This window comes from Flavobacterium suzhouense, assembly GCF_042684765.1.
In the GTDB taxonomy this organism is placed as follows: Bacteria; Bacteroidota; Bacteroidia; order Flavobacteriales; family Flavobacteriaceae; genus Flavobacterium; species Flavobacterium suzhouense.
The window spans coordinates 570186-589367 of the sequence record NZ_JBHUMD010000007.1; the positions used below are offsets into that span (position 1 = coordinate 570186).

The window sequence follows — 19182 nt, forward strand, 5'->3', positions numbered from 1 at the left end:
AATTTAACCACTTTATTATGAAAATTGTACCATATTTATTGATTGGATTCCGCTTTTTACTGGCTCCGGTAATGATTCTGCTTACTTATACGTATCATGATGCTGTTAGGAGTGAATTGGTGATATTACTGTTGTTAGGTATACTGTCTGATGTTTTCGATGGCATCATTGCACGCAAAACTGGTGTTTCTTCTGAAAAACTGAGAAGAATGGATAGTCAGACTGATTTAGTCTTTTGGGTGAGTGCCGGATGGTGTGCCTGGCTGCTCAATCCTGAAATTGTAATCCATAATAAATATGCGATCATCATGATCTTTGTTATGGAAGGCCTTACCTATCTGTTCAGTATACTGAAGTTTGGGAAGGAAACCTGTACCCATGCCTTTCTTTCAAAATTATGGGGAATAACTTTGTTTATGGCTTTTGTGTCTATTATAGGTTTTGGTCAGGCAGGCTGGGCATTTGCGCTGGCAATAGTTTTTGCTTTTATTTCCCATATAGATGTTTACCTCATAATCCTGTTCCTGCCCAAATGGACGCATGATGTGCCCAGCTGCTACCACGCCTGGCTTATCAGAAAAGGGAAAAGCTTTAAAAAGAACAGTCTTTTTAACGGATAGCTGTATGCTCCCCGTTATAATCAGGCTTTGGCAGCATTCCATTTTTTACTTTGATGCCTGTTACTTTGCAGCGAGGGTTTTTTACTGGGTTAGCCATAAAACCTGATTACTTTTTTAGGGTCTTAAGGTAGTCCTGAATAAGCTTCAGGCCTTCTTTGTCAACTATGGTTGTTCCTAGCTTAGGCATGTCCCTAACGGTCATTCGGTGCTCTATATTCCATTTGTTGAAGAAAATGCCAGTGTTTTCAAACTCATTTTCATACCGCAGATCAAGACTATATGCACCGGCAAAGCCGTTAGGGTTATGACAATGGGCACAGTTTATTTCAAAATAGGCCCTTGCTCTTTTTTCTGTAGTGAGGTTGCCATTTTTATAGGATGGCAGCTTTGCTATTTTTTCATGCCCTTTTAACGAAAGCAATCCCTTATTGCTCAGTAATTGTAATTGAGGGATCGTTTTTCCCTGAATGAAAATATCCACATTAAGATTATGGAGTTTTGGGCCAATGGGTGTCAGTTCGTTATTGCTTCTGTGGCAATCATAACAATCATATACGGTAGGGATTTTATAATTTATCTGTTTTCTTTCGCCATCCGGTAGGGTAACAGTTACCGGGACTTTGTCGCCATCATTTACCAAAAAAGCATTAGTCTGATTGTCATTCCATTTATAAGTAGCGACATTCCATAAGCCGTTATGCTTTTTTAATATTCGTGTTTCAATAATTTTTTTCTTCCCTTCTGTCTGTTTTGCAGTATAATAAAAAGTTTTGGCAAGTATAGCTCCGTCAGGAAAATCAGGAAGGCCGTCACCTTTTCCCTTTATTGATGTTCCTGTTGGGAGCTTTAGCAGTCGCTGTTTTTCTGCATAGTCTGTAAACAGGGTAGAGGAGAGTTCAAGTGCCTGAACACTGTCCGCCGGAATTAAATCTGCCATGTTTCCTTTGAACAAATGGAAGGATGATAATGAATCGGGGAACTTTATATTGTTTTTTGAAAAGCCTTCTTTTCCATTATTAGATGAACACGCTATTAAAATAAAACAGAAGAGAAGGGATGTTATTCCTGATTTCATTGTTTAGGTGTTGCGATTTTAGCCAATATTTTATGGTCAATGTAAAATGTGCCAAAAGGTATAAAGCAGGCAAGTAATACTTTCCATGTTGTTTCTTTGAATTTCCATTGCTGCTCTACGCCAACACTCAGCGCATTGAAAATGAACAACAAAAAAAGTCCACCATGTATAGGTCCCATTGCTTTTACAAGTGATGGATCCTGCGAAAAGTATTTAAGGGGTACAGCAATAAATACAAGTACTAATAGTGACAGGCCTTCTAAAAATCCCAGTATCCTGAGACGGCCAATATTGGTTTTGAATAAATGTGTCATAGTTAAAAATGTCTTAGATAAGGGCGTTGCGTAAGAGGTGAGAAAGGCCATGGAATAGCTATCAGGATGATGCATAGCCCAATTGAGAAGAATGTCAGCATAATTTTAAATTTACTGCTGTCTGTTGCTGCTCTTTTAGCTTTCGCTGATCCTATTGTAATAAAAACAACTGCGGTAAGCATCAGGCATAGATGCAGCAACCCAAAGAAAACAGGATCACTCCAGCCGTTTTTTATTTCAGAAACCATTGCTTTGGCAACCGGACTTTGGGTATATAGTATAATTCCCAATAGCAGTTGGATGTGCGCAATAGTTGCTGTCCAGTGGCGTAAGGAATTGTCTGTTTTAGTAAAGGGCAATAGTTTTCTATGTCCCTGCCATGCCTTATAAATTGAAAACAGCAAAGCGAAAAGAACCGCCCACCTGAAGAGGGAATGGGCGGCAAGAAGTGATTGATGCATAACTGTGATTTTTGATTGATGATGCAAAGATATATTAAAAACATACCAATTAGTATGTTTTTATAAAAAAAAATTACATCAGTGTTTCAAGGTAAATTTTAAGCTGTTCCAAATGGCCTTTGTAAATCTCTTTTCCATAGATTTTACCAAGGTTTCTGATGCCCCCATAACCTGCCATAATGAAGTAGGCAACCTGCTTGCTGTCAGTGTCTTTTTTTATTTTTCCTGAAGTTTTGCCTTTTTCCAGGCAAATAGCTATGGCTTCGTGCCATTGGTTGTTAAGCTTCATTAAAGCCGATTGAAAGGCCTCATTGTGAGAAGCCATTTCTTCAACCAGATTAACGGCAGGGCAGCCATATTTCACAATGAAAAAAGGGTTTTCCATGAGTAGCGAATGCATCATGGCATAAATCTCGGTAACAGGGTCGTCGCTATCAGAAAGCGGACCTATCAATGCTCCCTGCATACCGGGAACTATAACTTCATTTATCATCGCCAGACCCATTTCGTCCTTGTTTTTAAAATGATAAAAGAAAGCACCCTTTGTAACCTGTGTTGTAGCAATAATCTCGTCTACGCTGGTACTGCGGTAGCCGTTCTGGTACACAAGCCCAAAGGCTTTCTGCAGTATGTTGAGTCGGGTAGCGGCAGCTTTAGCAGACATTATAATTTGATTAGGCTGCAAAGATGCAACTTTTTTGTAAATACGGTAAAAGTAAAAACCCTGTCACTTTTCAGTAACAGGGTTTTTATAATTAACCTTTTATAAGGATGATTAAGACTCCTGAGGAGCTTCACCATTATTTTCATTTTGCGGAGCGTCATTCCTGCGCTCTTCTCTTGGGCCACGGTCACGAGAGTTTCTGTCATCTCTTGATCCACGGTTGTCTCTGTTTCCACCGCCACGGTTGTCACGGTTGTTGTCACGAGGGCCACGGTCTTCGCGTTTAGGAGCATTCTCATCCCTTGGAGGGCGAGGCAGTAATGCTTTTCTTGAAACTTTTTCTTTTCTTGTTTTAGGATCGATACCGATGTATTTTACATCAAATACGTCTCCCATATTCACAACGTCAGTTACGTTTTCAGTACGTTCCCATGCAAGCTCAGATACGTGAAGCAATACTTCATTACCAGGAGCATCCATATACTCTACTACAGCACCAAAGTCAAGCATTTTTATAACTTTTACGCTGTAAGTTTCGCCAACTTGTGGTTTGAAGATAATAGAGTCAATTTTACGTAGTACCATATCGATTCCTTCAGGGCTTGTACCAAGGATCTCAACTTCTCCCTGCTCATTAACCTCGTTGATAACGATAGTTGTGCCTGAAGCTTTCTGAAGTTCCTGAATAACTTTTCCACCAGGTCCGATAAGTGCACCAATGTATGCACCAGGGATAGTAACAGTAACAATTTTTGGAGCATGACGCTTAACAGTTTCTCTTGGAGTATCGATAACCTCAGTAAGTTTACCAAGTATATGAAGACGTCCGTCGCGAGCCTGGTTAAGGGCTTGTTCCATGATCTCGTAGTTAAGACCGTCGATTTTGATGTCCATCTGACAAGCAGTGATACCATCAGCCGTACCTGTAACTTTAAAGTCCATATCTCCTAAGTGATCCTCATCACCAAGGATGTCTGAAAGTACAGCCCAACGTCCTGTAGCATCGTCAGAGATAAGTCCCATAGCGATACCGGAAACCGGTTTTTTCATTTTTACACCAGCATCAAGAAGTGCAAGCGTACCCGCACATACAGTAGCCATTGAAGATGAACCGTTAGATTCAAGTACTTCAGATACTACACGTACAGTATATGGGTTCTCGTCAGCAATCATGTTTTTAAGTGCACGTTGTGCAAGGTTACCGTGTCCAACCTCTCTTCTTGAAGTTCCTCTTAGTGGTTTAGCCTCACCTGTAGAGAAAGGAGGGAAGTTATAGTGAAGGTAGAAACGCTCTTCACCTTGTTCAGACGGTAGGTCGATGATGTTAGCCTCACGAGATGTACCAAGCGTTACAGTAGCAAGCGCCTGAGTTTCACCTCTTGTGAAGATTGATGATCCGTGTGCAGATGGAAGATAATCTATCTCACACCATATTGGACGGATTTCAGTTGTTTTCCTTCCATCAAGGCGGATACCAAGATCAAGGATAACGTTTCTTACAGCCTCTTTTTGAGATTTGTAAAGGTATTTAGAGATAAGCTCCGCTTTTTCAAGAAGTTCTTCTTCTGTAAAGGCAGCTTTAACTTCTTCTTTCACCTCAGCAAATTTCTCAGAACGCTCATGCTTAGCAGAACTTTCTTTAGCGATGTTGAAGAATTTATCGTAAGCAAGTTCGTAAACTTTAGCTTTTACTTCATCGTCATTAGCTTCAGGCTCGTATGTTCTGAATTCTTTTCCGATAGCAGCTCTTAGTTTTTCCTGAGCAGCAACCTGAAGTTTAATAGCTTCGTGAGCAAATTTAATTGCCTCAACCATTTCAGCTTCAGAGATCTCTTTCATCTCACCCTCAACCATCGCGATAGTATCAGCAGAAGCTCCGATGATCATATCGATGTCTGATTCAGCAAGCTGAGCTTTGCTAGGGTTGATGATAAGCTGTCCGTTTACACGTCCTACACGTACCTCAGAGATAAGTGTGTAGAAAGGAACGTCAGACACTGCAAGTGCGGCAGAAGCTGCAAGACCTGCAAGTGCATCAGGCATTACTTCTTCGTCGTGAGACATAAGCTGGATCATTACCTGCGTTTCAGCGTGGTAGTCATCCGGGAAAAGCGGACGCAATACACGGTCAACCAATCTCATGGTTAATACCTCTGCATCACTTGGTCTTGCTTCACGTTTGAAGAATCCGCCAGGGAAACGCCCTGCAGCGGCAAATTTTTCACGGTAATCTACCGTAAGTGGTAAAAAGTCGATACCGGGAGCAGCAGTTCTTGCTGATACTACAGTAGCAAGCAACATAGAGTTGCCCATCTGTACTACCACAGATCCGTCTGCCTGTTTCGCTAATTTACCTGTTTCGATCGAGATGCTTCGTCCATCTCCCAGATCGATGATTTCTTTAATTACGTTAGGAATCATAAATTAATTCGTTTGATTAAACAATGGGTTGTTTAGTGTGTTGTTGTCGTGTAGTTGTTTAGTACCCAATGAAAAACCAAAACTTTTTCTGCATTATATAAAAATAAAAAGAGGCGCGCGGGCACCTCTTCTCATTTCGATTATTTTCTGATGTTTAGTTCTTTGATAATCTCACGGTATCTGTTGATATCTTTTTTCTTCAGATAATCAAGAAGACTTCTTCTTTTACCTACCAGTTTTACAAGAGAACGCTCAGTGTTGTAATCATGACGATTTTTCTTAAGGTGCTCAGTAAGATGGTTGATTCTGAATGTAAAAAGGGCAATCTGACCTTCAGCTGAACCGGTGTTAGTTGCAGCTTTACCGTGTTTTGCGAAAATTTCCGCTTTAACTTCTTTAGTTAAGTACATGCTAATATTATTTAAATGATTATTATGTATGTATAAGTTTATCCTATACGGCTGCAAAGGTAATCAATATTTTTTTACGTGCAACCCTGTATAGTTGAAAGTCGTAAAGTTTTAATGTTATAAAGTTTTGTTACTATGTGATTCAGCGAATTTTAACTTTCCAACTTTCAACTTTATAACTAATAATAAAGCTTCGCTACTTCTTCATTTACAAACTCAAGGAAGCGTTCATCCCTTTCGGTAAACGGATCCAGTACATTAGAGTCGATATCTATCTGTCCTATGTTCTTTCCGTTTACGAATAATGGAATTACGATTTCAGATTTTACCGTAAAAGAGCACGCTATATAGTTGTCCTGTGCTTTAACATCCGGCACTACAAAATTTTGGTTAGAAACCGCCACCTGTCCGCAAATGCCTTTTCCAAAAGGTATTACGGTATGATCTGTAGGTTCGCCGGCATAAGGCCCCAATAAAAGTTCCGGTTTATCGCCATTGGCAAAATAAAAGCCTACCCAGTCGTAGTAGTCAATGTTATCACGTAAAAGATGGCAAAGCTGTAGTAATTTCTCTTCTCTTAGCGTATTGTCGTGGTGAAGTATGTCGGTAACTTTTGGTTTTAATTCTTCGAATGTCATGATGTATAATTATTTTATACAAAATTACGACAAACACTATTCCACTTATGTTTTTATGGTTGGAAAATATAAAATTCCCACATTATGCATTTTATTGGCTGTCAGGCTGTCCGCTTTTAATAGAAAATATATACATTTGTCACGGTATGAAATTTAATAAGCACATAGGTATACTTTTAGCGTTCCTGATATTGGCTTCCAATATGGGGTTTGCTATCAATGTGCATTATTGTCATGATGAAGTTTCGTCAGTTTCGTTAGCTTATAAAATAGACGAACCTTGTAACGACCATCATAAGGAAGAGTCAAAAAGCTGTTGTGCTAAAGCTTCAGAAAGCCATAAAAAATGCTGTAAAAATGATCTTGTAAAACTACAGGACGACAAAGCTGATAACATTATAGTTAAATCGCTGCAATTAGACCTTAGCGCTTTTTATACGGTAGAGGAGTGGAAACCTGCTCATTTTGCTACATATACTCCTGTAATTAACCATGAGTCACCTTCTTTCTATTGTGAGGCTCATGCACCGCCTTTATTCCAGTTATACTGCCAATACATTTTCTACGCCTGAGTTATACATTATAATTAGTTTCCTTTTGGGAGGAATCGAACGATTATTAATGATATAACTTTTTTTATGCGTAAAATATATTTATTGCTGTTAGTGTGCGTATCATTTGCACAGGCACAGGAAACATTAAGCGGTAAAGTTCTTGATGAGCAGAATCTTCCGCTTCCGGGAGCCGGCATAAACTGGCTTAATACTACTATTTCTTCATCAACCTTAGAAGACGGTACATTTACAATTCCATATTCTCCGGAACACAAAAAACTTTTAATTAGCTATTTAGGATTTCCTACCGATACGCTTGATATAGTTTCGCCTCAATATATTACCCACAAAATGAAACCTGCTAAGGGCAGCGATCTTAATGAGGTTGTGGTAGATAAGACCCGTAAAAGCCTTGAGCGGAGCCATGTTAAAGCAACAAACGTAGTGACTATGGGTAGTAAAGAATTACTTAAAGCTGCCTGTTGTAATATTGCCGAAGCTTTTGAAACCAATCCTTCTATTGATGTTAGCTTTTCAGACGCGCTTACAGGTACACGTCAGATAAAAATGCTGGGACTTACCAGTCCGTACCTTCTTATTGCAGAAGAGAATATTCCGGCTGTGCGTGGTGCTTCGCAGGTTTATGGACTTTCTTTTATTCCTGGTACATGGGTTGAAAGTATCCAGATTACTAAAGGAGCCGGTCCGGTTGTTAATGGTTATGAAAGTATTTCAGGGCAGATAAACTATGAATTACTTAAGCCTGTTAATGATATACCTTTCTTTTTGAATGCCTATGGTTCTACAGATAGCCGTTTTGAGCTGAATACCCATTTCAACAAGAAATTCTCTGATAAATGGAGCAGCAGCCTTTTTGTTCACGGCAATGCCAGAGTAAGTAAAAATGATATGAATGATGATGGTTTTCTGGATAATCCGCTTGGAAAACAAATTAATATCATGAACCGTTGGCAATACAACGATATGGAGAAAGGCTGGGTTGGTTTCATCAACGCGCGATACATGCGTGATGAAAAGCAAACCGGAGAACTTGGCTTCGATCCTGATACCGACAAATTCACGACTAATCACTGGGGTTCAGAAATCAATACTGATAAAGTAGATTTTTCGGGAAAACTGGGTTATGTGTTTCCTGATATGCCTTTTCAGAGTATCGGTTTACAATCAGCTTTCAACTGGCACAAACAGGAGTCTTATTTTGGCTTCAGGACGTACGATATCGATCAGAAGAGCTTTTACTCAAACCTTATCTTTAATTCAATCATTACCAATACAAGAAATAAGTTTGCTACCGGCCTTAACTTTACTTATGATAAGTATGGCGAGTTCGTTAATGCTATTGATTATAGCAGGATAGATAATTCTGTTGGTGCTTTCTTTGAGTATACCTATGATAATGCTAACGATTTTACCGTGGTATTTGGCGGGCGTTTTGACGTGCACAACCGTCTTGGGGCTTTTGTGACACCAAGAATGCATTTGCGTTACAATCCATGGGAAAAAGGAACCTTCAGAGCATCGGCCGGAAGAGGTAAAAGGGCAGCGAATATCTTTGCTGAAAATCAGTCACTTTTCGGTAGCTCAAGAACATTTACCATTGCAAACAATGGAGGTAAATTATACGGACTTAATCCGGAAATTGCTTGGAATTACGGTCTGAGTTTTATTCAGGGCTTTACATTGTTTGGTAAAAACACCGAATTTGTTATTGACTTTTATCGTACCGACTTTCAGAACCAGGCAGTTGTCGATCTTTTTGCTTCACCACAACAGGTGTTGTTCTATAATCTTGATGGGAAGTCGTATGCAAACAGTCTTCAACTGGAGCTGAACTATGAGATAACACATCATTTTAATGTTCGTACAGCCTATAAATATTACGATATTGAGACGCAATATACAACCGGAATGCAGGAAAGACCACTGCAGGCTAAACACCGTTTCTTTACTAACTTGGCTTATGAAACACATATAGTTGACGGAGGAAAACAATGGAAGTTTGATTTTACCTATAACTGGATGGGTAAACAGCGTTTGCCTTATACGGGCAGTAATCCTGTAGATGAGCAAATGGACAATTATTCTCCATCTTTCTCGTTAATGAATGCACAGGTAACCAGAACATTCTCAAGTGTTTTTGAGGCTTATGTAGGGGCAGAAAACTTAGGTAATTATCAGCAAAAGAAAGCTATTTTAGGAGCAGATGATCCCTTTGGCTCATATTTTGACACTTCAATTATCTATGCGCCTATTTTTGGACAAATGTATTATGCGGGAATTCGATTTAAAATAAAATAACAACTAAACCACTTAACATGAAAAAATTAATTTTAGTAATGCTTGTAACACTTGTAGGTTTTGCAGTGCAGGCACAGGAGAAAAAACAGGAAAAGAAAAAGAATGCTACTTATGAAATTCCTGTAAATGGTAATTGCGGGATGTGTAAAAAACGAATTGAAGCTGCCGCTTATAGTGTTAAAGGAGTTAAATCGGCTCAGTGGCACCAGGATCATCACGATATGCATTTAATCATAGATGAAAACAAATGCAGTATTGATGATGTTCATGCAGCAATTGCTAAAGCAGGACATGATACTGATAAAGTAAAAGCAAAAGACGAAGATTTTGAAAAACTTCACGGATGTTGTCAATATGAAAGGCTATAATTGGGTATTACCAATATAGCATTGAAATTATAAGATTAAATAAATTTTCAACAGAAGCAGCTTTTAGTTGCTTCTGTTTTTTTATATGTAAATCAGGTAATTGTACTTGTAGTCAGTGTTTTAAAATGAGATAATTTTGAAATCCTAACTATTAAATTACTAATTTATGTATGACAACTTAAGGTACGATCAGATTATGTTCAAGGCTTCTCATAACAGCTATGAACGTAATGAGACTATTGGGGAACAACTTACTTTTCATCCCGATCAACCCTATAATTCAGGCTGTTTGGGCCTTGAATTTGATATCTGGAGACATTCAGCTAATTACACACCATTTCAAAGTATTCCGGAATCGTATTTTACGGTAAGTCACGTTACGCCGGGTAAAACAATTTTGAAAAAATACCTTGTTGAGCTTAAGAATTGGCATAACTGGCTGGCTAACAAAAACCATTATCCTGTTTTAATAACATTAGATATAAAAAGTAAAGAAGGTGGCTATGATGGTTTTAATAACGAAATTGATACCTATCTTAAATGTTATTTTGATGAAAGTCTCATTTTTAAGCCTGGGGAGTTATTTGAAAAGAACAGGGGATATGACCCTAATGCATCTTTGGTTGATAATATTCGTAATCATGGATGGCCTAAAATAGCCGATATGAGAGGTAAATTTATATTTTGTCTTAGCGGTAATAAAGACTGGAAAACTGAATATGCCAAAGGGGTAAGGCAACGCTTTTGTTTTAGTGACACAGGTAATTTACCTTCAACTGATCCAAATATCGTGTTTTTTAATGCTGAAGTATCAGGCTTTATTTTTCCTTTCATTAATGCGAGAATGCAGCAAGGGCTTATTGATCTTCAGTTTAAAAACTTCATAACAAGAGGGTATGGCGCTAATGATGCAACGTTATGGAACCTTGCCAAGAATCTTAATTTTAGTGAAATCGCTACAAACGCAGTTCGAAACCATGAATGGGCTGAAATACATTATACGAGTCCGATTAAAGAAAAAAGCAGAATATCTAAACGTTCTTTACGTAATAAATCTAATAATGAGTACAGAACAGATAGAGCTACACATATGACAGCTCATTATGACAGCAATACATGTCTTTTTATTTTTGAGCAAGATCCGGAAAGAGATATTTATGCGATTAAGAATTATAAAACCCAAGAGTATTTTGATTGTACTATTTCAACCATGTCGCCAACAATTAACGATGATTGTCAGCGATGGTCGCTTATTCCAACTGGAGGAGCGAATGAGTATTATATCAAAAATGTAAAAAATGGAGAATATATGACCAAAAAAGCTTCTCAGCTTTCAAAAAATCATGGAAAAGATGAAGTATATATAATAGAGAATCGTTAAAAGAAAAGGGGCCGTTTTTTAAAACGGCCCCTTTATATATTAGCTTTTAGGGTCTATTGTCTTTATTTCGGATATTAGTTTTCCGTCAGCACTAAAGCCTTCTATTAAAACTTTCATGGGTTTCGAAGTCATTTTAGGAATCGAAATGCTGAATTCACCTTTATTGTCGCTCCAAACATTGGGTTGCCAGTCAATAATGCCGAAGTTTTCAAAACCTTTATCATCTACGCTGTTGTAGGTTACATTTTGAAAAAGTTTAGGTTTTTCAAACCCGGATTTGACAACAATATCGGGAGTGTTGTTTTTTAAATATCTTGGTCTGACACCCTTTTTAAGGTAAATTTTTATCATACCCTGAAAATTTCGAATTGATGGTACAATGGCGGTTGAGCTCATGTAAATCTCATCAACTTCTGATGTTTGTATAAGACTAAGCATGGAATAATCCATCAGCTGAAAATTATCAAGATAAATAATAGGTTTTGCCTGTGCCGCATTTACACTGTTAATTGTACGGGTGTATATGTCTAATTGCCCTGTTGCATGATTCTCATTGATATAAAAGCCACCATAGGTTTTAATAAACTGGAGTAAGGTTTGATATGAATTGGCATTAGAATCGGATATTTTGTATCCCCTTAAATCACCATTACCATAGCTATTGGCGTATTTTAAGGCATTACCTTCAATCTTTACTTCTTCAAGTTCTATTGATGTATTGTCGCTAAAAATATTCGGGTTTTTAAATGTTTCATCATTATACTGAGGTGTATAGAAATGAGGCTCCGGTTTGTATGGTTTGTTAAATTTGCGTGACCCATTCAAAATTTGCGGTGCGATTGTAATTTCCTTAGGCTTAAGGCCTCGCTTTATCAATGTAAAGTTTACGTAAGAAGAATCGTCAATAACAAGATTTTTGAACTCAAATTCTCTGTTATCATTTACTTCAGTATTTTCGTCAATGCCTGAAGTAAGTGAATATAGTCTTATACGACCGCCTTTACTATCTATAGTGGATGGTATTGTTCCCTTAAGAGTAAGACCAAGGTCGAAAGGATAATTGCTTTTAGGTGGATTTTGTTTAATGTTTATCCATTGGTATTTACTTTTTTGATTTATCAGAAATAAATCAAGCTCATAGAGTTTGTTCTTAGAAAGTGTTGTGAAATAATGTCTTCCGGAAGCTTTATGCTGGTTTTGTATATAGGGTAATAACAGAAATGAACCATAGATGTCGTTAGTGTCATCAAAGCTTATTGTGTTTTCAGGTAACACTGTTAGACTTAAGTTCATATTAGAGTGGTTAACTTTTCCCTGGTATTTTTGCTTGTTAGCCGATTGTTCTGTTTTAGTAATATCTACCGTAAGTCCTGTTTTGGGATAATTAAAGAATAACCTTTCAGAAAGTTGTATGAGGTTACTGTCTAATATCCTTATGGTATTCATTCCCGGTGATAAATCTGCATTAGGGATAACAAGTGTTTGTTCAAAATTGGCATTGTTCAGGTTCAGTTCCATTATCACTGTTTTTGCATCCTGATGCACCAACATGTATACCGGCTGTTTATTAAGTAGATTAATAGTGGCTTTATTAGTGCGAGCTTTTATCATTGTTTTATCAGCGATCGCATAATTGTTCACTTCGAGTGATATACCGGTTAAGTCAGCAACAGGAAAAGTTTTTTCGTGCTTAATGTCTTCAATTGTTACGACAGCTTTATAGTTTGTAGATGCATTTGCAGGAAGATCAAATTTTCCAAAACCAAGCTTGTTAAGTTGTACCTGTTTAAAGATCTTTCCGGATCCATCTACTATATCAACTGTAGATATGGCTAACGGATTATTATTGCAATCTGTTACATGTATACCAATAGTGCTGGATAAGCCGCTTATTATTTTTCCTCCTTCAGGATTTATGTCAATATTGATTTTAGAGGGGTCAGCTTTTGCTAAAGCTGTGCCTGATCCTTGTTGAGGGTTAATAACAGCTATTTCGTAAACGGCGGAGTCGTCTTCCGAAAAATTATTCATCCAGTTGGTGTAAAACTGTAGGTAATATTTGCCTGAATTGAATTTGCTGTTAAGTTTAAAAAAACCTGTAAATCCACCCCTGTTGCCAAAAAGAAGCTTTGTTTCGATAATCTTCCCCTGGTCATCCATTAATGATGCGTAAATGTTAGTTGTGTTGGGTGAAGGGGCGTTTATTTTGCGATGAAATACATATCCTTTAAACCAGATGGTCTCGTTGGTCATAAAGGCGTTTTTGTCGAACTGAACGTGAATATTTTCTCTTTCCAGGAGATAATAATCGGTTACTAGTTTCATGATTTCTTCACTACGGCTTTGCTGTGCATGCGCAGTTAGGCTTAGCAATGGGATGGTTGCTAAAAGGGTTAAGAGTATTTTTTTCATGGTTGGATGGTTGGTAGAAATTTTCTTTCAAATTTAGGACGTAAAAATATGCGATTTAATTAAATGTACATTTATAAAAGGGTTTAAATTATTTGTAAAATAAACGCAAAAAGGGAGCGTTTATTTTTAACGCTCCCTTTAAGTTTTATAAGATAATGTATTACATCATTCCCGGCATTCCGCCTCCCATTGGCATTCCGCCTCCGGCATTATCTTCTTTGATATCTATTAAGGCACACTCAGTCGTAAGTATCATTCCTGCTACCGAAGCAGCATTTTCAAGAGCTACACGTGTAACTTTTTTAGGGTCAATAATACCTGCTGCAAGCATATCTACATATTCGTCAGTTTTAGCGTTGTAACCAAAATCTCCAGATCCTTCAGCAACTTTTGCAACAACCACAGATCCTTCAAGACCAGCATTTTCAACAATAGTTCTTAGTGGAGCTTCGATAGCGCGAGCCACTATCTGAACACCTGTTGCTTCATCAGCGTTTTCAGCCTGAATTGAAGAAAGGGTAGCTTTAGCTCTTAGTAAAGCAACACCACCTCCGGCAACGATACCTTCTTCAACAGCTGCTCTGGTAGCGTGAAGGGCATCATCTACACGGTCTTTTTTCTCTTTCATTTCTACTTCCGATGCTGCACCTACATAAAGTACAGCTACACCTCCTGCAAGTTTTGCAAGACGCTCCTGAAGCTTTTCTCTGTCATAGTCAGATGTTGTAGTTTCCATCTGAGCTTTAATTTGGTTTACACGGTTTTTGATGTTATCCTGATCACCTGCACCGTTTACGATTGTAGTATTGTCTTTGTCAATAACTACTTTCTCGCAAGTCCCCAGCATATCAAGAGTGGCATTTTCAAGTGTGTAACCTTGCTCCTCAGCAATTACAGTACCACCTGTAAGGATAGCAATGTCTTCAAGAAGTGCTTTTCTTCTGTCACCAAAGCCCGGAGCTTTAACAGCCGCAATCTTAAGCGCACCTCTTAGTTTGTTTACTACTAAAGTAGCAAGAGCTTCGCCATCTACATCTTCAGCGATGATTAGTAGAGGTTTGCCAGATTGTGCAACCGGTTCAAGTACCGGAAGCAGGTCTTTCATTGAAGACACTTTTTTGTCATATAATAAAATGTAAGGTCTGTCAAGTTCAGCCTCCATTTTTTCTGAATTTGTTACAAAGTAAGCTGACAGGTATCCTCTGTCAAACTGCATACCTTCTACAACATCAACATAAGTATCAGTTCCTTTAGCTTCTTCAACAGTGATAACGCCTTCTTTACCTACTTTTTCAAAAGCAGTAGCGATTAGTTCTCCTACGCTTTCGTCGTTGTTAGCAGAGATAGAAGCTACTTGTTTTATTTTTTCAGAAGTGCTACCTACTTCTTTAGATTGTTTAGAAAGGTCGCCCACAATTGCAGATACGGCCTTGTCTATACCACGTTTAAGATCCATAGGATTTGCACCTGCAGCAACGTTCTTAAGCCCTTCTTTTACGATAGCCTGTGCAAGAACAGTAGCAGTAGTAGTACCATCACCTGCAAGATCGTTGGTTTTAGAAGCTACTTCTTTAACCATCTGAGCGCCCATGTTCTCAAGAGTGTCAGCAAGTTCAATTTCTTTAGCTACAGATACCCCGTCTTTAGTTACAGTTGGTCCGCCAAATGATTTGCTGATAATTACGTTACGTCCTTTAGGACCAAGAGTTACTTTTACAGCATTTGCTAATGCATCAACACCGCGTTTTAAACCGTCGCGTGCTTCTATATCAAATTTTATTTCTTTAGCCATTGTGTCTTTAATATATGTTTTTAAATATGTTAACCTAAAATTAGATTACAGCAAAAATCTCTTCTTCTTTCATTATAAGGTAATCCTTGCCTTCGAATTTCAATTCAGTACCGGCATATTTTCCGTATAATACAGTGTCACCTACTTTTACGGTCATTTCATGGTCTTTAGTGCCATTGCCTACTGCCACTACAATACCTTTTTGTGGTTTTTCCTTAGCGGTGTCAGGAATAAAAATCCCTGAAGCAGTTTGCGTTTCTGCAGCTACCGGTTCAATAAGTACGCGGTCTGAAAGGGGTTTGATGTTTAAAGCCATATTGGTAAATTTTATTTTGTTTATTGTAAATATTTGCTGTTTCCTTTTTTTCAGAAATTATGCCATTCGGAACTAACCTGACATATTTTCAGAAAAAATGCCAGCTTAATGAGGCTGGCATTTTAATATCGTTATTTACGAAGAAATTACTGTTGTGGTTGTGTAGCCGGAGCCGGAGTTGTTGCCGGTTGAGCAACCGGAGCAGCTTCACCTGCAGGTTTAGCAGCCGGAGCCTGAGCAGCCGGTACAGCAGACTCATCAATGAATGACTCATTACCTCCAATTGAAGAGAAGCTAATGCTAGATAAAAGGATAAGTGCTACAAGGATAGCAGCAAGTGTCCATGTACTCTTGTCAAGGAAGTCTGTGGTCTTTTGAACGCCGCCCATCATCTGAGAACCTCCAATAGAAGAGGAAAGGCCTCCACTTTTTGGGTTTTGCACCATGATTACCACTACAAGCAAAAAGCTTACTATTGTTATAAGTACCAGAAAAATTGAAAAGTTAAGCATCGTTCTTTAAGTTGTTATTTTGTTGAATTATCTTTATATCTGAAATACGGTCTGCAAAGAAAACACTTTTTTCCGGATATTTCAAAATTAAAATTTCATAAGCCTGTATTGCTTTGCTGTATTTTTTTTGTTCGAGATAAACCCTTGCCAGAGTTTCAGTCATCAGCATTGAGCTGTCCTGCGTGCTACGCTCAACGTTTGCAGGGGTTGGCGTATTGTTTTTAACAGGAGCAATTTTTGGATTTGTCTCAATGAATTTATCAATAAGCTCCATTTTTTTTGCGATAGGACTCTCATTTTCTTCCTCTTTTGGCTCTGCTTTTTCTTCATTATCCCTGTTTATTGGGGTAAGTCTTGATAATTGCAGCCATTCGGCGAAAGAATGAGTTTCATTTTTATCAAAGTCTAAAGGTTTTCCTATGCTGAGTTTTTCTTCTGTTGTCTCAATAGTGTTTTCTGCAACTTCCGGTGTTACCTCTTCTTCTTGAAAGCTATTAAGTTCTTCTGTTGCCTGTATTGAACGTTTTATGGAGTCTTCAAGTTTGTCTGAGGATTGAGGCTGAACATGAGTAGTGTTATTAGCTTCTTCTGTAGCCTGTATCGAGCGTTTAATAGATTCCTCTATTTTGTCAACAGGAGATTGTTCTACCGTTTCAGCTTGAGTGATAGTTTCCTCTACAGGTTCAATTTCTAAGATTTCGCTATCAGCAACGGTGATAGACTGCAAAGCATTTTCCTGCTGAGCCATCACGTCTTTTTCAATGCTTTGGAATTGTTCTGATGTAATAAAATCAAAAAGAACTGAACGATCTGTTGTGTAGGCAGCCGTTTTTTTTAGCTCAGTGTTGTAACGAAAACTGTCCTGATTGTATAGCCCTTTCAGGTAAATGGCGCGCGCGCTTTGCAGGAACGGAAATTCCGAAAGGATTTTCTCCAGTTCGGCCGTCTGCCTTTCATTTAATGAATAAGGCTTGTTGAGCAGGTATGTATAGTCTTTTGTGTTCAGTTTTTTCAGTGTTCAGTGTTCAGTGTTCAGTGCTCAGAAGGCAACTGCCAACTGTGACTGCATGCTGAAAACTCATTTTACCATTTCGCCAGCGATTCGTTAAATATATCCTGAGTTATCCTTTCAAAAATAGCTTCAAGGGCTTCATTTAGAACAGTTCCTGTAGGTAGGTCAGTTCCGGAAAAGTCATGATAGAAGCTGAAAGGTTTTTCAAAATCATCTTTTTCGTTATTCTTGTTGGTAAACCTCACGTTTACGGTAATGCTTAGTCTGTTTTGCGCTGCCCTTTGGTCTGCTGTTGCTGTCATAGGAGAGATGCGGTATTGCGTAATCTCTCCTTCATAAAGCAAATCACCTCCTGAATTGGTAAGGCTCAGATTGGTTTGGTTCTGTATAAGATCCTGAAGCCTTCTTGTAAACGTAACGTCAATTCCCGGCTCTATCAGATCGGCATTATTCTGAAAATGGTTTACCTGAAACGTTTTGGCATTAATCGCCCCCGTAGTTCCGGTAAAGTTATAGGCTACAGTACATCCGCCTAAAGATAAAAGTACGGCAAACGCCATTATAAATTTTAAATATCTCATAGTGTTTGCAATGGCTATAGGTCGTATTGTTTTATTTTTCGGTATAAAGTCCTTTCAGATATGCCAAGCTCATCAGCAGCAGCTTTGCGTTTTCCTTTGTTGCGTTCCAGTGCTTTTTTAATAAGCTCTATTTCTTTTTCGTCAAGGCGAAGTGTTTCTTCTTCTTCGACAGTTTCGGCAAAAAGGTAATTGTCATCATCTTCATCTTCGTCATGATGATCAATTACAGCAGGTTCGGTATGTACTGTTTTTTGAGGAGGGAAAACTTCAGCGCGGTGCAGCTCTTCGTACTCGTTTATTGCGTTTCCGTTTTGCGATCCGTATATTTTCTGGATAAGGCCTTTGTTGCTTTCCTGAACTTTAGAGGTGTTGCCGTTTTGCATCAGCTCCATGGTAAGCTTCTTCAGGTCGTTAAGGTCGCTTTTCATATCGAACAACACCTTATATAATATCTCTCTTTCGGTACTAAAATCGCTTTCCGGTTTTTTATCCCTTACTACAGCCGGCAGGTTAGAACCTTCTTCAGGAAGGTAGCCACGTAATGTGGCCAGGGTTATATTTCTGTTTGTTTCGAGAACCGATATCTGTTCGGCTACATTACGTAGCTGGCGGATGTTTCCACTCCAGCGGTAACGCAGTAATAATTGGATAGCGTCATCTTCAAGCTTAATGGGAGGCATTTTGTATTTGTGCGCAAAGTCAGAAGAGAATTTTCTAAACAGTAAGTGTATGTCATCCTTTCTGTCTCTCAATGGAGGAAGCGAAATCTCAACAGTACTTAACCTATAATAAAGGTCTTCCCTGAATTTGCCCTTTTCGATAGCATCAAACATATTAACGTTTGTAGCAGCTACAATGCGCACATTCGTTTTCTGCACCTGCGACGAACCTACTTTTATAAATTCACCATTTTCGAGTACACGAAGCAGCCTTACCTGAGTGGTAAGAGGTAATTCACCAACCTCGTCAAGAAATATTGTTCCGCCATCGGCTACTTCAAAATAACCTTCACGTGTTGATGTTGCTCCTGTAAAGGCACCTTTTTCGTGGCCAAAAAGCTCACTGTCAATCGTGCCTTCAGGAATTGCGCCGCAGTTTACGGCAATATATTTACCATGCTTTCTGTGTGACAGGGCATGGATGATTCTCGGAATGTTTTCTTTACCTACACCGCTCTCACCGGTAACCAGTACCGAAATATCGGTAGGAGCGACCTGAATGGCTTTTTCTACAGCACGGTTAAGCTTAGGGTCGTTCCCTATAATCTCGAACCGTTGTTTTATGGCTTGTACACTTTCCATTATATTATTCTTAGCTATTCCTCAAATTAGC

The 19182-nt window shown here is 38.5% G+C and carries 19 protein-coding genes; 5 read left to right on the forward strand and 14 right to left on the reverse strand.

The annotated features are described in order from the left end of the window. Window positions 1-17: 17 nt before the first annotated feature. Window positions 18-620 (forward strand): CDP-alcohol phosphatidyltransferase family protein, encoded by a 603-nt coding sequence (locus ACFSR3_RS07850; protein ID WP_379820469.1) that lies wholly within the window; start codon window positions 18-20, stop codon window positions 618-620. 106 nt (window positions 621-726) lie between these two features. On the opposite strand, the gene ACFSR3_RS07855 is transcribed toward ACFSR3_RS07850, so the two are convergent. The 7 genes from ACFSR3_RS07855 to ACFSR3_RS07885 all read right to left on the reverse strand — a co-directional run bounded on the left by ACFSR3_RS07855 (window position 727) and on the right by ACFSR3_RS07885 (window position 6603). Continuing rightward, on the reverse strand, window positions 727-1695 hold the full coding sequence (locus ACFSR3_RS07855; protein WP_379820470.1) for a hypothetical protein: 969 nt from the start codon (window positions 1693-1695) through the stop codon (window positions 727-729). After that, window positions 1692-2009, reverse strand: a complete 318-nt coding sequence (locus ACFSR3_RS07860) for a DUF3817 domain-containing protein (protein ID WP_379820472.1) — start codon at window positions 2007-2009, stop codon at window positions 1692-1694. Before ACFSR3_RS07860 ends, ACFSR3_RS07855 begins: the two co-directional genes overlap by 4 nt. 2 nt (window positions 2010-2011) lie before the next feature. Then, window positions 2012-2470 carry a hypothetical protein gene (locus ACFSR3_RS07865; RefSeq protein ID WP_379820473.1) on the reverse strand — a complete coding sequence of 153 codons (459 nt, stop codon included), beginning with the start codon at window positions 2468-2470 and terminating at the stop codon, window positions 2012-2014. A gap of 73 nt (window positions 2471-2543) precedes the next feature. Next, entirely contained in the window at window positions 2544-3134 is a 591-nt protein-coding gene (locus tag ACFSR3_RS07870; RefSeq protein ID WP_379820475.1) for a TetR/AcrR family transcriptional regulator, read from the reverse strand. A 111-nt stretch (window positions 3135-3245) separates the two neighbouring features. Continuing rightward, on the reverse strand, window positions 3246-5555 hold the full coding sequence (locus ACFSR3_RS07875; RefSeq protein WP_379820476.1) for a polyribonucleotide nucleotidyltransferase: 2310 nt from the start codon (window positions 5553-5555) through the stop codon (window positions 3246-3248). Between the two features lie 140 nt (window positions 5556-5695). Next, window positions 5696-5965: a 30S ribosomal protein S15 gene (rpsO, locus tag ACFSR3_RS07880; protein WP_114756477.1), complete on the reverse strand. Its 270-nt coding sequence runs from the start codon at window positions 5963-5965 to the stop codon at window positions 5696-5698. Between the two features lie 179 nt (window positions 5966-6144). Further along, window positions 6145-6603, reverse strand: coding sequence for a GAF domain-containing protein (locus ACFSR3_RS07885; protein WP_379820477.1), 459 nt, complete (start codon window positions 6601-6603; stop codon window positions 6145-6147). Window positions 6604-6749: 146 nt separating this feature from the next. Here ACFSR3_RS07885 and ACFSR3_RS07890 point away from each other — a divergent pair, with 146 nt between their 5' ends. The 4 genes from ACFSR3_RS07890 to ACFSR3_RS07905 all read left to right on the forward strand — a co-directional run bounded on the left by ACFSR3_RS07890 (window position 6750) and on the right by ACFSR3_RS07905 (window position 11225). Beyond that, window positions 6750-7175, forward strand: a complete 426-nt coding sequence (locus tag ACFSR3_RS07890) for an HYC_CC_PP family protein (protein WP_379820479.1) — start codon at window positions 6750-6752, stop codon at window positions 7173-7175. 66 nt (window positions 7176-7241) lie between these two features. Continuing rightward, window positions 7242-9476, forward strand: coding sequence for a TonB-dependent receptor (locus ACFSR3_RS07895; RefSeq protein ID WP_379820480.1), 2235 nt, complete (start codon window positions 7242-7244; stop codon window positions 9474-9476). A gap of 17 nt (window positions 9477-9493) precedes the next feature. Then, window positions 9494-9844: a heavy-metal-associated domain-containing protein gene (locus tag ACFSR3_RS07900; protein WP_379820481.1), complete on the forward strand. Its 351-nt coding sequence runs from the start codon at window positions 9494-9496 to the stop codon at window positions 9842-9844. A gap of 166 nt (window positions 9845-10010) precedes the next feature. After that, window positions 10011-11225, forward strand: coding sequence for a Ca2+-dependent phosphoinositide-specific phospholipase C (locus ACFSR3_RS07905; RefSeq protein WP_379820482.1), 1215 nt, complete (start codon window positions 10011-10013; stop codon window positions 11223-11225). A gap of 39 nt (window positions 11226-11264) precedes the next feature. On the opposite strand, the gene ACFSR3_RS07910 is transcribed toward ACFSR3_RS07905, so the two are convergent. From ACFSR3_RS07910 to ACFSR3_RS07940, 7 genes are all read right to left on the reverse strand, one after another. After that, a complete protein-coding gene (locus ACFSR3_RS07910; protein ID WP_379820483.1) occupies window positions 11265-13637 on the reverse strand; it encodes a hypothetical protein in 2373 nt (790 codons plus the stop codon). Window positions 13638-13797: 160 nt separating this feature from the next. Next, the gene (gene groL / locus ACFSR3_RS07915) at window positions 13798-15429 is read right to left on the reverse strand and encodes a chaperonin GroEL (RefSeq protein WP_114756484.1); all 1632 of its coding nucleotides are present in this window, start codon (window positions 15427-15429) and stop codon (window positions 13798-13800) included. 40 nt (window positions 15430-15469) lie between these two features. Then, entirely contained in the window at window positions 15470-15745 is a 276-nt protein-coding gene (locus ACFSR3_RS07920) for a co-chaperone GroES (protein ID WP_114756485.1), read from the reverse strand. A 146-nt stretch (window positions 15746-15891) separates the two neighbouring features. Then, window positions 15892-16257, reverse strand: a complete 366-nt coding sequence (secG, locus tag ACFSR3_RS07925; protein ID WP_379820484.1) for a preprotein translocase subunit SecG — start codon at window positions 16255-16257, stop codon at window positions 15892-15894. Continuing rightward, window positions 16250-17005, reverse strand: coding sequence for a tetratricopeptide repeat protein (locus ACFSR3_RS07930; protein ID WP_379820485.1), 756 nt, complete (start codon window positions 17003-17005; stop codon window positions 16250-16252). Before ACFSR3_RS07930 ends, secG begins: the two co-directional genes overlap by 8 nt. 335 nt (window positions 17006-17340) lie before the next feature. Further along, window positions 17341-17850 carry an LptE family protein gene (locus ACFSR3_RS07935; RefSeq protein WP_114756488.1) on the reverse strand — a complete coding sequence of 170 codons (510 nt, stop codon included), beginning with the start codon at window positions 17848-17850 and terminating at the stop codon, window positions 17341-17343. A 14-nt stretch (window positions 17851-17864) separates the two neighbouring features. After that, the gene (locus ACFSR3_RS07940; protein ID WP_379820486.1) at window positions 17865-19151 is read right to left on the reverse strand and encodes a sigma-54 interaction domain-containing protein; all 1287 of its coding nucleotides are present in this window, start codon (window positions 19149-19151) and stop codon (window positions 17865-17867) included. Window positions 19152-19182 lie beyond the last annotated feature (31 nt).

Coding starts and splice junctions, on each gene's coding strand:
- ACFSR3_RS07905 (WP_379820482.1), top strand. CDS start 10,011: ATGTATGACAACTTAAGGTACGATCAGATTATGTTCAAGGCTTCTCAT.
- ACFSR3_RS07935 (WP_114756488.1), bottom strand. CDS start 17,850: ATGAGATATTTAAAATTTATAATGGCGTTTGCCGTACTTTTATCTTTA.
- secG (WP_379820484.1), bottom strand. CDS start 16,257: ATGCTTAACTTTTCAATTTTTCTGGTACTTATAACAATAGTAAGCTTT.
- ACFSR3_RS07865 (WP_379820473.1), bottom strand. CDS start 2,470: ATGCATCAATCACTTCTTGCCGCCCATTCCCTCTTCAGGTGGGCGGTT.
- ACFSR3_RS07920 (WP_114756485.1), bottom strand. CDS start 15,745: ATGGCTTTAAACATCAAACCCCTTTCAGACCGCGTACTTATTGAACCG.
- ACFSR3_RS07850 (WP_379820469.1), top strand. CDS start 18: ATGAAAATTGTACCATATTTATTGATTGGATTCCGCTTTTTACTGGCT.
- ACFSR3_RS07885 (WP_379820477.1), bottom strand. CDS start 6,603: ATGACATTCGAAGAATTAAAACCAAAAGTTACCGACATACTTCACCAC.
- ACFSR3_RS07860 (WP_379820472.1), bottom strand. CDS start 2,009: ATGACACATTTATTCAAAACCAATATTGGCCGTCTCAGGATACTGGGA.
- ACFSR3_RS07895 (WP_379820480.1), top strand. CDS start 7,242: ATGCGTAAAATATATTTATTGCTGTTAGTGTGCGTATCATTTGCACAG.
- ACFSR3_RS07870 (WP_379820475.1), bottom strand. CDS start 3,134: ATGTCTGCTAAAGCTGCCGCTACCCGACTCAACATACTGCAGAAAGCC.
- ACFSR3_RS07930 (WP_379820485.1), bottom strand. CDS start 17,005: ATGGCTCAGCAGGAAAATGCTTTGCAGTCTATCACCGTTGCTGATAGC.
- ACFSR3_RS07900 (WP_379820481.1), top strand. CDS start 9,494: ATGAAAAAATTAATTTTAGTAATGCTTGTAACACTTGTAGGTTTTGCA.
- ACFSR3_RS07890 (WP_379820479.1), top strand. CDS start 6,750: ATGAAATTTAATAAGCACATAGGTATACTTTTAGCGTTCCTGATATTG.
- ACFSR3_RS07875 (WP_379820476.1), bottom strand. CDS start 5,555: ATGATTCCTAACGTAATTAAAGAAATCATCGATCTGGGAGATGGACGA.
- ACFSR3_RS07855 (WP_379820470.1), bottom strand. CDS start 1,695: ATGAAATCAGGAATAACATCCCTTCTCTTCTGTTTTATTTTAATAGCG.
- ACFSR3_RS07910 (WP_379820483.1), bottom strand. CDS start 13,637: ATGAAAAAAATACTCTTAACCCTTTTAGCAACCATCCCATTGCTAAGC.
- ACFSR3_RS07940 (WP_379820486.1), bottom strand. CDS start 19,151: ATGGAAAGTGTACAAGCCATAAAACAACGGTTCGAGATTATAGGGAAC.
- groL (WP_114756484.1), bottom strand. CDS start 15,429: ATGGCTAAAGAAATAAAATTTGATATAGAAGCACGCGACGGTTTAAAA.
- rpsO (WP_114756477.1), bottom strand. CDS start 5,965: ATGTACTTAACTAAAGAAGTTAAAGCGGAAATTTTCGCAAAACACGGT.